Here is a 13312-nt window from a genome sequence, read left to right as displayed (position 1 = left end):
ATGAAGTGTGTTAATAAGCTTATCTCTCACTATAAAACAACCGGGAGGAAAAAACATATTTTCATCCGGAAGAATTACTGGTAAAGCAGTAAAAAGTAAGACAGCTATTTAATACCGCTGGTGATCCTGGCCGTCCATTGGAAATATAGTTTATCGTGAACAATATGCGTGGCTATTTTCTTTCTTAACAGCTCTTTTACCTGTTCCCGCTCCTGTAATGATAGCCCGATTAATGCATTTACAACGGCAGCACTTACACTTGTTACATAGTTCCAGTGTTCTTCCGCAGAATTGAATTCAATGATACCGGTTATTTCTTCTTCCTGGATTTGATGCATACCGATTTCTTCAAACCAGTCTGTCATAAATCCAGGTTGCATACAATAGAACATGCCCGGGATATGCCTGTTGTACATTCTCCGGCCGGTGACTTCTTTCATGGCATCCAATACCATGGAGATCCACAGGTTTTTGTCCAGCAAGCCCCATGTGGAAACCGTTATTTTAGCGTCGGATTTCAGTACACGGTACATCTCTCTCAGACCGGCCTCAATGTTATTAAAGAACATGACGCCATTGCGGCATAATACCGCATCAAATGCCTGGTCGCCAAAAGGTAATTCCATGGCATTGCAACAACAGGTCATGTAATTGGGGATATTGCGCTGTCGTGCATTTTCCCGGGCATACTCCAACATTTTGTCAGAGAGATCGATGCCGGTGACAGTGATGCCGGGAAACTTTTCAGCGATGGTTAAACCCGGTTCTCCTGTGCCGGTAGCAACATCCAGTAAGGCAGATGTATTTGCTTTAAGAGATAATGATTCAATAATCTTGTTGCTGATAGGACTTAATAAAGCATTGACAATTTTGTTCCAGTCGTTTCTGCTTTGTGATAAATCATTCCAGCATTCATGGATAGATGACTGTGGGGCCATAGCCTTTAATGATTTGAGGGTTTGCTAATAACTGAAATAGGATCGGATAGTCTGTTGTATACCCTTTGGGTATACAAAATTACAGGTCGTAAAAGTGCTTCGCGTAGCGACCTAAATGTAGGAATTTAGTGTGGAAAAAGAACAACGGTGAATTATTTTTCTATGCAACCGGTTTCATAGTCCGGAGTTAGTTTGAACTGCTAACTATTTGTTATAACGCGGGAAGCAGTAGAGATAACAAATAAACACATGTCACCGATATAATACCCATAACAATACTCCCGGTGCTGTACACACGCAGCATCTCTTTAATTTCCAGGCCGGAGAATTTTGAAATCACCCAGAAGTAGGCATCATTGGTATGTGATATCATCATAGAACCTGCGCCCATCGCCAGCACGCAGATGATACGTCCATTTGCGGAGTCGAGCCCCATCACAGGTAACAGTGGCTGCATGATGGCAGCTGCGGCAATGACTGCTACAGTAGAAGAACCCTGGGCTGTTTTTAACAGGGTGGTGACCAGGAAAGGCAGTAGCAGCCCCATGGCAGCAATGGATTGATTCTGTGCAATATGACTGCCGATATCTGCTTTGGCGAGAATGGCGCCAAATGCGCCGCCGCCACCAATGATAATCAGTATGCCGGCTGCTTTTTCTGCACCTTCCTGCAGGATAGTGCTCATATTACTTTTCAGTTGCGTCAGCGCCAGCAGGATACCTGTGCTGAGCGCCACTTCCGGGATACCCAGTATGGAGATGAGTTGCAGAAACGGGGAAGGATGTGTTACTTCCAGGCTGCTGAGAGAACGGATGGCAATGAGCAGAATAGGAATAGCCACCGGTAAGATGGACATAAGGACAGAAGGGCCTTTCGCGATTGTTTCAGTGGCAACCTGATCGTTGCTAACGGTAACGGCTATCCGGCGTCCGGCAAATACCGACCAAAAATAACCACTGGCTGCAGCAGGAATGGCAATAAGTAATCCGTATAACATCACCTTTCCTGTTTCGGCATGAATAGTGCCGGTAGCCGCAGTGATGCCCGGATGCGGCGGCATCAGGCAATGCACGGCATACAGACCGGTAGCCAGCGAAGAAGCCATGACGATCATCGGAATGCCGGAACGCCTGGCTAAGGCTTTGTTCAATCCACTGAGTACAATAAATCCTGAATCGCAGAAAATGGGCATGCCTACCAGGTAGCCGATGATGTTCATCGCCATGGCAGAGCGTCCCGTGCCGGTGCGGCGTAATACGTAATTGGCGAGCACGGTAGTGCTGCCGCTATGTTCCAGTATTAATCCCAGCGTAGTGCCGAGAATAATCAGTAATCCTAATGAACCGATGATGTTACCAATGCCCGTTTTAATACTACCGATTATTTCAGTGACAGGCAGTCCTAAGATACCGCCGGTAAGTATGCTGGCCAGTAATAGCGCGAAGAAGGCATGTACCCTGAAACGGGCAGTGAGCAATACAATCAGGGCAATGCCTGCCAGCAGTCCCAGTATGCTTTGTATCAGTGGAATGGTATTCATAGCAGTACAAGATAGTAATTAATTGCTTTCTTGTTGGCAGCAATGAGCATAGCATTACATTGATAAAGCAGCCATCGCTTTCTGTTCATGCGCAAGTAATACTTCCAGCTCTTCCGCCGTCATGGAAGAAGGTGCTCCCCAGAAAATGGTGTTGGGATAGTTGACTTTTTGTGCCTGGACTATCTTTGCCCGGGGTACGTGAAAGTCGGAAGTAACTACCCACAATATATCCGGCGCCATGGTATATATTAACGCCCTTGCCTGCACGAAATCATCTATTGTACTGGCGGAATTTACCGGGTTCGTCAGTGCGGACGCCGGAATTCCATGGGCTTGCAGATAACACTGCGAATAATGATAATGTGGATGTTCCGTTTCATTGAAATGGGGTCCTTTGCCGCCAGTGCATGCAATGAGGAATTGAGGGTTGTAGCGGAAAATCTGCAGTACGGCATTTAACCTGTCCAGGGCTATGGGACTGAGGTTGCCGGCGGTATCATTGGGTGCACCTAATGACAGAATTAGTCCTTTCATCGTTTTTGGTGTTTAACAGGGTTAAATATATGATTTTACCCAGTAGGAATTACGAATTGGGAATTACGAATTACGGATTTGCAGGAAGAAGTAAGCGAGTATTGACTTTCGCGTTTACTATCTTCTCACAAATCCGTAATTCGTAATTCCCAATTTGTAATTATAACACGTTCACTTCCTGTGTGGTAGCAGTGCTTAACCAGTTTGTTTTAATATGCAGGGTGCCTTTTTTCTCCGTTGCGCTGAAATAGCAGCCGGTAGCCGCTTTGTCGAACGATGACTGGTCTGTATATATTTTCAACGACTGGCCACCGACTGTTACCTTTTTAGGTTTAGCCGGCTGGTGTATCTCCAGCAAATAGATCCTTTGTTGATGACGGCCTTCAAATTCACCTCTTGCTGCGTTGATCTTCACCTGCACTCCTTTGGTAGCGTCCACTTCAATTAATGTTTTAGCGAAAGCCCCGGTTTTGTAGTCGCGTGTCAGCCCGTCATCTTCATACAGATCAAAAGATGATTTGTGAAAAGGATAGATATCGAGTGTCAGCGTATCCGTTTTCTTTTCCCCATCAAAATTCATGAGTGGGTACATCGGGATAATGGCGCCTTGTTTTACGAATAACGGTAATTTCTCCAGTCCCGCAGTGTAATTATTGATAACAGTAGCGCCGGTATACGCAGTGCCATCCCAGTAGTCAAACCAGGTACCCTGTGGTAAATAGATACTATCTCTTTTCCCTTCACTTTTATATACGGGTGCTACCAGCAGGGAAGGCCCGTTCATGAACTGATATTCCGTTTGGGTACCCTTGCATATCTCATCTTCCGGAAACTCCAATACCATAGCCCTGGAAGCAGGTACCCCTGTTTCATGTGCTTCCGCACACAGGGTATACATATATGGTGTCATTCTCATCTTCAGCTGCAGGTATTTTCTGTTGATGGCCGTATTGGATTCTCCCTGCAGATAAGGTTGTTTGTTTTTCTTTGCCCAGCCACTCATCACCATAAACACCGGTGTGAAGCATTTCCATTGGAGGTCGCGTACATAGGTAGAGTCACTGCCGCGGAAGATACCATCTACATCGCCGGTAGCGGCGTTCTGTGCAGAAAGACCCGCTCCGATAATGGTGGGGATGTGGAAGCGGATATATTCCCAGTTGCCGGACTGATCGCCGGACCAGACAGTGGAATACCGCTGCGTACCAGCCCAACCCATTACGCTCCAGATATATCCCCTGGCATTGCTGTTGTTTTCAATACCTTCATAGGCCGCTTTACAGCCATCCAATGCAAATTTATAGCCGGGACCTACCCAGGCTACGTCCAGCTTTGCGAGGCGGGAACCATAGGTACCTACTTCACGTGCGATTTTGTCAACACCATTTTCTGTCCATAAGCCGGTATAGAAGCCGCGTTTATGCAATTCTGTAATGGTAGAATCTAATTTCGTATAACCACATCCGTATCCATCATTAGGCAATATCCAGCCACGGGGCATATCGTTTTCAACATATTTATCAGCCACCAGTTTAATCACATCCGGGGTGGTGCCGGTAGTACCGGTACCTTTATACGCTTTTGAATCAGTACCACTGCCACCACGATTATAACAATTGGCATCACCTAAACTCAGCGCCCAGCGTGGCATTAAGAAAGGCCGGCCTGTTATCTGCGTATAGCCGTTGAGGATTTGTTTTAAAGCAGGACCATAAAAATAGAAGCAGTCAAAACGATTTTCATTATGTGCAAACTGTAACTCTTCTTTGAAAGAATAACGGCCTACATCAAAGGTATTTCTAAAAGCGCCATATCCGGCGGTAGACATATAGAACGGGGCGGGGTTAGGTCTGCCGCCGTTATCCCATCCATTACCCTTTTCAATTAATACCTCCTGTCCGCGGTGCGAGAAGTAGCCATTCTGCATGCCGCCTCCATAAAAGTATTCATCGGGCTGCCGGCGCATGGTTTGCGTGGTGCTGGATCCGAACGACATCGGCGCAGATTCTTCCCAGATCACCCGGGTATCTGTGATATCATACATCGCAAACCGCAATGGTTGTTTATATACACGAACGATACAGTCTTTACTTTTTACCTGGTAATAACTTCCTTTATCCGTAGCTGTTACTGTTGATGGCTTCGGTGTGTAATCCACCACAATATCATTGCCGGCAGGATTGCTGAACTCACCATCCGGCGCCATCCAGATGCGGAAGATATCATCGGTATAAAAAATCAGTTTAAAGGCCGATAAGCCGGATTTGATATTAAACTCATTGCCTGCTCCTTTGAAATCGGTTAAGTTGCCAACGTGTGATTCTTTGGCATTCACCCGGGCGCGCAGTGTATCATTGAACGCATGCTCATCTCCATCATAGTGAAGCGTGAATGCAAGTGCATGCAAGGTGCGGTCGGTTAGATCTGTTGGCGGAAATTTCACTGTCATTTCCTGTCCCGGTGCCAGCCCCTTTTTATTGCCGGGCACTGCTGCCTCTATCTCTTTTTGCTGATCGATTTTGCAACTTATTTTAAAAGCAGATTTTAATGTTTCGATGCCGGTGTTTTTTACCGTAACAGCCAGTTCATCTGCGGTAGTAAATGTATTCTTCTCTTCATTGTGTGATACCAGGCGGGTAATCGCGAGGTCTTTTCTATAAGCTTCTGCCAGTTCAATGTCATCTATCATCCAGTACCAGCTGTAAAATCCTTTCCAGTAGAAACGGATATATACTTTCGGTTGATTAGCCGCGATGGCTGTGATGTTAATTTCCTGGTTAATAGGTATAAACATATCATTGGCCGGCGGTACATTATTCATCACATTGTAGTCGGTCCATTTGATACCGTCTGTGCTTACGCCCACGAGCAAGGCTGCTCCCGGTGCAGCAAATTCGCTGTTGTACCGGAATGTGTGCTGGAAGCGAAGGATAACAGATGATTTATTGGCACAGTTAATACTGCTGGTTTGTATCCAGGTATCCGGATATACCTTTTTCTTCACCCAGGAAGGTTGATCTTCATCCACAAAATAGCCTGCCTGAAATTGTAGGTGATGGCCGCGGCTTTTAGATGCAATGGGTGGTGCCTGTTGTTGGTATTGATAGGAGCCAGGGTAGGGTTGATCTGTAACGATCCAGTTTAGATCCCGTTTGCTGGAATCCACATTTTTCCATCCGGCGGGGAGTTCCGCGGTTTTGAAATTTTCCTGCCAGAAAACTTTGGATTTTTGCGATGCCTCCTGCGCAAAAGATGCGGCGCCCGAAAAGGCTAAAAGAACTAGTAGAAGTAATTTTTTCATGAATTGTTCACCATTAAAATCTGCCAATATATATACAGCCCCTGCGTCTGTTAACGAAGGAATACCTGTTTTTTGCTCCTGCTGTTTAAGATCGAAAGGTCTCAAAGAAATGATATTTCCCTATCTTTTCTAAAAAATACATACACCTTAGCCTTGAGTGGCAAAGAAATAAAAGTAATAGATGTCAACAGAAATGATTTATGAACAGGCATTAAATGGCGCTCCGGTGACATTAGCCGATCTTCCTAAACTGGCCACATTGAATGCCGGTCATTTTACTGCCATGCAGGTCCGCAACGGAAAAGTAAAAGGGCTGCATCCGCATGTAGCGCGCCTGGAAGCATCGTCTATCGCTCTTTTTGGTGTGAGTGTACCACCGGAAAAACTGCTTTCATTTATCAGGACGAGCGTTGCAGGGGGCTCCTGTTCCCTGCGGGTACATATTTTTTCATCAGCCGCCAATCCGGGCGCCATCTCCCGGGATGATTTGCAGGTGCTGATCATCCGGTCGGCCCCCCTGGAAATGAATGTTACTCCCCTGGCGGTGGGAACCGCGGTGTACGAGCGTTTCCTGCCGCACCTCAAGCATGCGGGCATCTCCATAGGGCTGCTTCATTACAAAAGACAGGCATTGTTGAGTGGCTATGATGATGTGCTGTATACCACGGCATCCGGTGAAATATCAGAAGGATCTGTCTGGAACATCGGCTTCTATGATGGTACCGGATTTGTTTTTCCTGCGGCGCCGGCGTTGCCCGGCATTATGTTGCAGCTGATCATGATGGGATTGAAGCGTTTAAAGATACCGGTAACGGTAAAGCATATATCCATCCATGAACTCGATAGTTTTACTACTGCCTTTGCCATGAATTCCATTACTGCTGCCCAGCCTATACGCCAAATAGAGAATAGGATGTTTCCTGTGGAGGTAGCTGTTTTCGATATCCTGCAGGAAGCATACACGCAGATACCCTGGGAGGAGTTATAACATTAACGCATATATGATTTTATGAATATTATAGATTATCGGTGCAACAGCTTGATAATGGCTATTTTACATACCTTTGTGGCCTAACACACCTGATAATGAAAAGAATGTTCTTGACCTCACGTTATTACCTGCTGGCTATCGTAGCCGTTGCTTTTATGGCTTCCTGTGCTGCTTCAAAGAAAAGCAGCAGTCAGCATGTATATATGAACAAGCAATATGAAGAGCTGAAAAATGTATTGAACGAGGCCGAAGTAAGTATCATCAAAGACAGTCTGAAAGTGATCTTCCCCAATAACGTTCTTTTTGCCACGGCATCCGACCAGGTAAATGAAAGCGTAAAGCCAACATTCGGACATTTTGCGGAAGTGCTGAACAAGTACAACAAAACAAAAATTCTGATTACTGGTCATACCGATAATACAGGGGCCGTTACCTATAACCGCGATTTATCTGAAAGACGTGCTGCCGGAGCTAAAAAATTGCTCAACAGTTATAATGTGAGCAATGACCGCATGTTTACCTGGGGCCTGTCTGACCGCGACCCGGTGGCGACCAATGACACCGAAGCCGGCAAGGCAAAGAACAGAAGAGTAGAGTTTGTCATTTTGTATGATGTAAAGGATTAAGTTGTTGATTATATCCGGAAGGCAGGTGCCGCCTATAGCGGCCCTGCCCTCAGTCCAGGAGATGCCCCCGTTTGTTGCCCCCGTTATTCCCCCGCCTCATTTTCGTATACCCGTTTCGTTATATTTTAGCTACCTCCGCGCATAAAAATGCTGGATATTTTTTGTATCATTAATCCATACATGAAACCCAAAATATTCCCGTTATGAACTCACGTCGTGACTTTCTGCAAAAAATTGCTGCTACTGCTATGGTAATGCCGTTAATGCCGCTGACCGGGTGGGCTGCGCGCATGAATCACTACGATGGCCCCGTTTTAAGGGTGGCCATCATGGGGTTAGGTGGCTATGGCAACCGTGTGGCAGAAGCGATGCGCGCTTGCGTAAAAGCTAAACTGGTAGGAGTGATCAGTGGCACCCCTGCTAAAATTAAAGACTGGCAGAGCCGCTTCGCTATTCCGGAAAAGAACTGTTATAACTACGACAACTTTGACCAGATAAAAGATAACAAGGACATTGATGTGGTGTATATCACCACCCCTAACGGGCTGCATCATGACCAGGTAATACGTGTAGCCGCTGCCGGTAAACATGTGATCTGTGAAAAGCCTATGGCGGTGAATGCGCGGGAAGGGCAGGAAATGGTGGATGCCTGCAAAAAGGCAAATGTGCAGCTATTGGTAGGATACCGCATGCATTTTGAGCCAAAAACACTGGAGATCATCCGTATGAGAAATGCAGGTGAATTGGGTAAGATCCTGTTTTTCCAGGGACAATGTGGTTTTAAAATCGGTGATCCTGCACAGTGGCGTTTAAATAAACAACTGGCTGGTGGTGGATCTATGATGGACATCGGGATCTATGCGATCAACGGTTCCCGTTATATGGTAGGAGAAGATCCGGTATGGGTGACGGCACAGGAAACAAAAACAGACCCGGTGAAATTTAAAACAGGTGTGGATGAAACCATACAGTTCCAGCTCGGCTTCCCGGGTGGGGCAGTGGCCTCCTGTTTATCTACGTATAACATGAATAACCTGGACCGCTTTTTCTTAAACGGTGAAAAAGGATTTGCTGAATTATGGCCATCCACCGGCTATGGACCCATTAAAGGCCGTACCAGTAAGGGCGAGTTAACACAGCCGCATGTGACCCATCAAACCGTGCAGATGGAAGAAATGGCAGGCATCCTTCTGGAAGGAAAACAGCCGGTTGTACCCGTGAACGGAGAGGAGGCCGTGAAGGACTTAAAGATCATTGACGCTATTTATAAAGCGACTAAAACCGGGCAAAAAGTAAATCTGAGCCTCTGACCGTATCTGATTGGCCGAGGAAATTCCGCGCATGATAGTGAAAAACAGGAGGATCATCTATTAGTGGCAATGCCGCTGCAATACGCATCTGATCAATTCGTTTCTTTATGGTTAAATTGATCAACTATGAAAAAACGAATATTGGTGGTGGCTATCCTATGCGCTGTTGTTTCCGTAGTGAACGCACAACAATTGCACTACGGATTAAAGGCTGATCTGAATATGTTCAAGCTAAACGGAGAGGGGATAAAATCGAATTATACCTTAGGCGGAAGAATCGGTGTTTTTGCGAGTTATGATTTTACAAAGAAATGGGGCATTCAGCCGGAGTTATTGTTTTCACAGGCGTCCCCAAAACGCGGCGATGATTTCAGTTCCCGTTATATTCACTCGAGTAATGATGGTGCCAACAAAAGCATTAAGTTAAGTTACCTTACCCTGCCGGTATTGCTGCGTTACAATGTCAACAAAATGATCACCGTAAATGCAGGTCCGGAATACAGTTATTTATTTTATGCCAATGAAAATCTGCTCACCTATAACCGGGCTGCTTTTAAACGCAGTGACCTGGGAGTGGCTGCCGGCGCCACTTTAACGTTTGATATATTACACGTATATGCACGCTATGTATTGGGATTGTCAGATGTAAATAATATCGATGACCGCTATCAGTGGAAAACACAACAGGCACAGATTGGCCTTGGCATCAATTTTAAATAGGAAAGCATTAATTTTATCGCTCCTCTTTTACCGGGGAGTTATAAAATGGATAAAGTATATAGACAGGGCGCCATTGGCGCCTTACTGGACGAATATGAAAGAGCGGTAGCTGAACTGGTGGTATGCATTACAGGTATTCCTGATACTGCGTTGGTGGCTATTGCTGATCCACTTACCCTCAATCCTGATTGCCGGTCCATTCAAACCGTGTTAGCGCACGTGGCTGGTTCCATGTATTCCTATGCAGGTTATATCCACCGTTTCAAGGGGCATACGTATGAGAAGCCGGATAAGAAATTGCGCCCTGTCGCCGGTGATTATATAAATGATTTGAGAGATGCCTTCCGGTTTACCACCGAAGTATTCAAAGACATTAAAGACGATGAGCTGGAACAACCCGATAATGCAAAGAAAATATTTACCAACTGGGGGCAGTTATACGACATCGAGCAACTGATGGAACATGCCATAGTACACATTTTGCGTCACCGGCGGCAAATAGAGCGAATGAAGATCGGGCTACGCGTGTAGTTGTGCGCTTATCAAATGTGCCTGTATGTTTTGCAGCTGATGTATATGTCGTTGTGTATGAATGTTGATAAACTGTATCCATTCCAACCTGGTAAAAGGTCCGAAGCCAGGTACCTCAAAACTGTTACATTCTTCCTGTAACTGGAGTGTATGCGCGGCAGTGGTCAGCTTTTCCCATATCTGTTGAATGTTGCCGAGTATCACTTCTTTAGTAAGATAATCATTGCCCGGGCGAATCATGTCAGGCGATGTCATTTTAATGCTGAAGTTTAAAAACATGGCCTTGATTGCATCTACCTTCTCATCGGGTGCGCGATCTGTTGGTGTGGCAGGACCATAGAGCAGGCTGCAGTCTCCCGCCTTCCATATATGCTCTGCTACCTGTCCGGCGGTCCAGCTGCCTTCAAAGGGAATTGCATTTAATTGTGCTTCTGTAAAAGAAGAAAGTAACCGTAATAGGGTGCTGCCGGTGAGGTCTATCTCACTGATTAATTGTGCTTTCATAGCGGATCGTTTTGTCTACTACAAACTTAACGGGATATATTGGTTTGTATCGGGTGCTAACACGCCAATATAGCGGGTCGAAAGCGACAATAATCCGACTGTCAAAAAGTGGCTGCCGTATGAGAAGACAGCCACGTTCGCCTCAGTTAAACCTGAATACACTTAAAATGATGATGACGCCAAACAGTGTTAACTGCATGATATGAAAGCGGCGCAGGTTCACCTTCAGCTGTTGCAGCTCATTACTCATATGGCCATCTGCAACGGTTAGCAGCCGGTGTAATTGTACGCCGTGTTTTCTGCCCACCAACAATCCGTTTAATATCAGTATAATGACTACGGCCAGTTTTACCTGGAACCAGCGCATCTCTGCAAACGCTCCCTGGGTAAGCGCCATCATGGCTACACCGGACAAAATCAGCAAACCGACACCGAGTCCCATGATCATCGGGAATTTAGACATGGTTTGCTGTAAGCCCTGTGTGCTGAGCGGGTTACCAGGATAATGTTTCCAAAACTGTTTGAAAGCAATGAAGTCAGATAAAGTAGTGCCAGCCATCATGACCAGTCCTGCGATGTGGCATACTAAAGCCGCTGGAAGAAGATAGGGAGAAAGCATAGTTATCGTTTTTTATTACGTAAACATTGTTTATTACAGCAAATGTAATACGAAAACGTAATAATTGATACGTATCGCTCATCTTTTTTTTACTTTTACTACGAAAACGAAATAACTGATGCAGAAAACAATTGAGCTGATTAACCGATGGGGTGAATTTACAGAGCGGCATCCGGGCGCCAGTATTGAAGACTTTTGCCGGTATCAGCTGATTCATACCAGGGAAAGCAACAGCACAGCTGCACTGGCAGGTGGCGTGGTGCCTCATACAGACGGACTCCTGCTGCGGATAATCGGCAGAATCAATAAGTTGAACATGACCTATGCACATGCGGCTTTTGAAAATACGGGCGTTACCCAGATGGAAGAATTTGGATTGTTGCTAACGATCCAGCAACATAAGCATCCGAAAAAATCGGAAGTGATCTATGCCTGTCTGCTGGAGGTGTCCAGTGGAACGGATATGTTGAACCGCTTGAAAGCAAAAGGTTTTCTGAAAGAAATCAACGATAAAACTGACAAACGTTCGAAACGGCTGGAGTTGACAGCCCAGGGTGAAAAGGTAATTACTATTTGCCAGGAACGCATCGGGAAGCTGGCAAAGATGATGCTGGCTGAAATGGGGCAGGACGATAAACGCTTATGTATACAGTTATTAAAAGAAACGGAAATGAAGTTCTCCGCTTTATTTCAGGGGCATAAAGGAAAATCTTTCGATGAGATTTATAAAGAGGTAATGGGTAAAAAGTAAAAGGTGTCACTATACAGTAACACCTTTTACTTTACTATCCATATTTTATTATGCGGTTATTTTCTTTTCGGCAGATGCTACCGTCTGCGCTATTAAGGTGGCAATGGTCATCGGACCAACGCCACCAGGTACCGGGGTATAAGCAGCGGCACGATCTTTTACTTTATTGATTTCCACATCACCGAGTCCGCCTTTATGATAGCCGGCATCTACTACAATAGCGCCATCTTTTATCCATTCTGCTTTAATAAATTCAGGTCTGCCTACGGCGCCAACTACTATGTCGGCCTGTTTGATCAGCTCTGCTAAGTTGTTGGTTTTGGAGTGGCAAATGGTTACGGTGGCATTTTCATTCAGCAGCATCATGGCTACCGGTTTACCAAGAATAGGACTACGACCTACTACTACCGCATGTTTGCCGGCAATAGGCAGTTTGTAATGCTTCAGCAGTTCCATGATACCAGCTGGTGTAGCGCTGCCATAAGCGGGTTCGCCCATGGACATGCGGCCAAAACCCAGGCAGGTAACTCCATCCACATCTTTATGGATGGCAATTTTGTCGAAGCAGGCCCTTTCATCGATCTGGTGAGGAACAGGATGCTGTAGCAGAATACCGCAGATCTGATCATCATTATTTAATTTTTCAATTTCCGCTAACAATTCCGCTGTTGTTGTTTCTTCCGGCAAATGTACCCGCAGTGACTTCATGCTCACGCGCTCGCAGGCGTTACCTTTCATTTTTACATATACTTCTGAAGAAGGATCATTGCCTACCAGTATAGTAGCCAATACCGGTACTACACCTGTTTGTGCGATGATTTTCTCTACCCTTACCTTTAAATCAGCCTCCATTTCTTTGGATAAAGCTTTCCCGTCTAGCAGTATAGATGTTGCTGTCATATTAAAATCTTTTATTCGTTAATTGTTGCGGTATCTGCGTTGTTGAA

13 protein-coding genes are annotated in these 13312 nt (G+C 45.5%); 6 read left to right on the top strand and 7 right to left on the bottom strand.

Features of this window, described 5'->3' with window-relative positions; genetic code table 11:
• Window positions 1-104: 104 nt before the first annotated feature.
• The 4 genes from AB4Z08_RS13485 to AB4Z08_RS13470 all read right to left on the bottom strand — a co-directional run bounded on the left by AB4Z08_RS13485 (window position 105) and on the right by AB4Z08_RS13470 (window position 6418).
• A complete protein-coding gene (locus tag AB4Z08_RS13485) occupies window positions 105-938 on the bottom strand; it encodes a class I SAM-dependent methyltransferase (protein WP_441574266.1) in 834 nt (277 codons plus the stop codon).
• A 211-nt stretch (window positions 939-1149) separates the two neighbouring features.
• Window positions 1150-2478, bottom strand: a complete 1329-nt coding sequence (locus tag AB4Z08_RS13480) for a GntP family permease (RefSeq protein ID WP_441574265.1) — start codon at window positions 2476-2478, stop codon at window positions 1150-1152.
• A 54-nt stretch (window positions 2479-2532) separates the two neighbouring features.
• The gene (locus tag AB4Z08_RS13475; RefSeq protein WP_441574264.1) at window positions 2533-3012 is read right to left on the bottom strand and encodes a YdcF family protein; all 480 of its coding nucleotides are present in this window, start codon (window positions 3010-3012) and stop codon (window positions 2533-2535) included.
• Window positions 3013-3172: 160 nt separating this feature from the next.
• Window positions 3173-6418, bottom strand: a complete 3246-nt coding sequence (locus tag AB4Z08_RS13470; RefSeq protein ID WP_441574263.1) for a glycoside hydrolase family 31 protein — start codon at window positions 6416-6418, stop codon at window positions 3173-3175.
• 76 nt (window positions 6419-6494) lie between these two features.
• Between AB4Z08_RS13470 and AB4Z08_RS13465 the strand changes: the two genes are divergently transcribed.
• The 5 genes from AB4Z08_RS13465 (at window position 6495) to AB4Z08_RS13445 (ending at window position 10491) form a co-directional block, all read left to right on the top strand.
• Window positions 6495-7301 carry an aminotransferase class IV gene (locus tag AB4Z08_RS13465; RefSeq protein ID WP_441574262.1) on the top strand — a complete coding sequence of 269 codons (807 nt, stop codon included), beginning with the start codon at window positions 6495-6497 and terminating at the stop codon, window positions 7299-7301.
• Window positions 7302-7399: 98 nt separating this feature from the next.
• Complete coding sequence (locus AB4Z08_RS13460) at window positions 7400-7930, top strand: OmpA family protein (protein WP_441574261.1); 531 nt, start codon at window positions 7400-7402, stop codon at window positions 7928-7930.
• Window positions 7931-8133: 203 nt separating this feature from the next.
• Window positions 8134-9240 carry a Gfo/Idh/MocA family protein gene (locus tag AB4Z08_RS13455; protein ID WP_441574260.1) on the top strand — a complete coding sequence of 369 codons (1107 nt, stop codon included), beginning with the start codon at window positions 8134-8136 and terminating at the stop codon, window positions 9238-9240.
• 126 nt (window positions 9241-9366) lie between these two features.
• Window positions 9367-9960, top strand: coding sequence for a porin family protein (locus AB4Z08_RS13450; protein WP_441574259.1), 594 nt, complete (start codon window positions 9367-9369; stop codon window positions 9958-9960).
• Between the two features lie 45 nt (window positions 9961-10005).
• A complete protein-coding gene (locus AB4Z08_RS13445) occupies window positions 10006-10491 on the top strand; it encodes a DinB family protein (protein WP_441574258.1) in 486 nt (161 codons plus the stop codon).
• On the opposite strand, the gene AB4Z08_RS13440 is transcribed toward AB4Z08_RS13445, so the two are convergent.
• Window positions 10480-10995 (bottom strand): DinB family protein, encoded by a 516-nt coding sequence (locus AB4Z08_RS13440; protein WP_441574257.1) that lies wholly within the window; start codon window positions 10993-10995, stop codon window positions 10480-10482. The two genes, AB4Z08_RS13445 and AB4Z08_RS13440, sit on opposite strands and share 12 nt — an antisense overlap.
• A 142-nt stretch (window positions 10996-11137) precedes the next feature.
• Window positions 11138-11614: a hypothetical protein gene (locus AB4Z08_RS13435; protein WP_441574256.1), complete on the bottom strand. Its 477-nt coding sequence runs from the start codon at window positions 11612-11614 to the stop codon at window positions 11138-11140.
• Between the two features lie 118 nt (window positions 11615-11732).
• On the opposite strand from AB4Z08_RS13435, the gene AB4Z08_RS13430 reads away from it, so the two are divergent.
• On the top strand, window positions 11733-12365 hold the full coding sequence (locus tag AB4Z08_RS13430; RefSeq protein WP_441574255.1) for a MarR family winged helix-turn-helix transcriptional regulator: 633 nt from the start codon (window positions 11733-11735) through the stop codon (window positions 12363-12365).
• A gap of 48 nt (window positions 12366-12413) precedes the next feature.
• Here the strand turns inward: AB4Z08_RS13430 and folD are convergent, their stop codons facing one another.
• The gene (folD, locus tag AB4Z08_RS13425) at window positions 12414-13265 is read right to left on the bottom strand and encodes a bifunctional methylenetetrahydrofolate dehydrogenase/methenyltetrahydrofolate cyclohydrolase FolD (RefSeq protein ID WP_441574254.1); all 852 of its coding nucleotides are present in this window, start codon (window positions 13263-13265) and stop codon (window positions 12414-12416) included.
• Between the last annotated feature and the right edge of the window lie 47 nt (window positions 13266-13312).

Source organism: Chitinophaga sp. RAB17 (genome assembly GCF_052114225.1).
In the GTDB taxonomy this organism is placed as follows: Bacteria; Bacteroidota; Bacteroidia; order Chitinophagales; family Chitinophagaceae; genus Chitinophaga.
Note: the sequence above shows the minus strand (reverse complement) of the source record. Positions and strands in the feature narration are given on the sequence as shown.

Excerpts from the sequence above, each read along its gene's own strand:
- AB4Z08_RS13485 (WP_441574266.1), bottom strand. The coding sequence starts at position 938 with ATGGCCCCACAGTCATCTATCCATGAATGCTGGAATGATTTATCACAA.
- AB4Z08_RS13480 (WP_441574265.1), bottom strand. The coding sequence starts at position 2,478 with ATGAATACCATTCCACTGATACAAAGCATACTGGGACTGCTGGCAGGC.
- AB4Z08_RS13475 (WP_441574264.1), bottom strand. The coding sequence starts at position 3,012 with ATGAAAGGACTAATTCTGTCATTAGGTGCACCCAATGATACCGCCGGC.
- AB4Z08_RS13465 (WP_441574262.1), top strand. The coding sequence starts at position 6,495 with ATGTCAACAGAAATGATTTATGAACAGGCATTAAATGGCGCTCCGGTG.
- AB4Z08_RS13460 (WP_441574261.1), top strand. The coding sequence starts at position 7,400 with ATGAAAAGAATGTTCTTGACCTCACGTTATTACCTGCTGGCTATCGTA.
- AB4Z08_RS13455 (WP_441574260.1), top strand. The coding sequence starts at position 8,134 with ATGAACTCACGTCGTGACTTTCTGCAAAAAATTGCTGCTACTGCTATG.
- AB4Z08_RS13450 (WP_441574259.1), top strand. The coding sequence starts at position 9,367 with ATGAAAAAACGAATATTGGTGGTGGCTATCCTATGCGCTGTTGTTTCC.
- AB4Z08_RS13445 (WP_441574258.1), top strand. The coding sequence starts at position 10,006 with ATGGATAAAGTATATAGACAGGGCGCCATTGGCGCCTTACTGGACGAA.
- AB4Z08_RS13440 (WP_441574257.1), bottom strand. The coding sequence starts at position 10,995 with ATGAAAGCACAATTAATCAGTGAGATAGACCTCACCGGCAGCACCCTA.
- AB4Z08_RS13435 (WP_441574256.1), bottom strand. The coding sequence starts at position 11,614 with ATGCTTTCTCCCTATCTTCTTCCAGCGGCTTTAGTATGCCACATCGCA.
- AB4Z08_RS13430 (WP_441574255.1), top strand. The coding sequence starts at position 11,733 with ATGCAGAAAACAATTGAGCTGATTAACCGATGGGGTGAATTTACAGAG.
- folD (WP_441574254.1), bottom strand. The coding sequence starts at position 13,265 with ATGACAGCAACATCTATACTGCTAGACGGGAAAGCTTTATCCAAAGAA.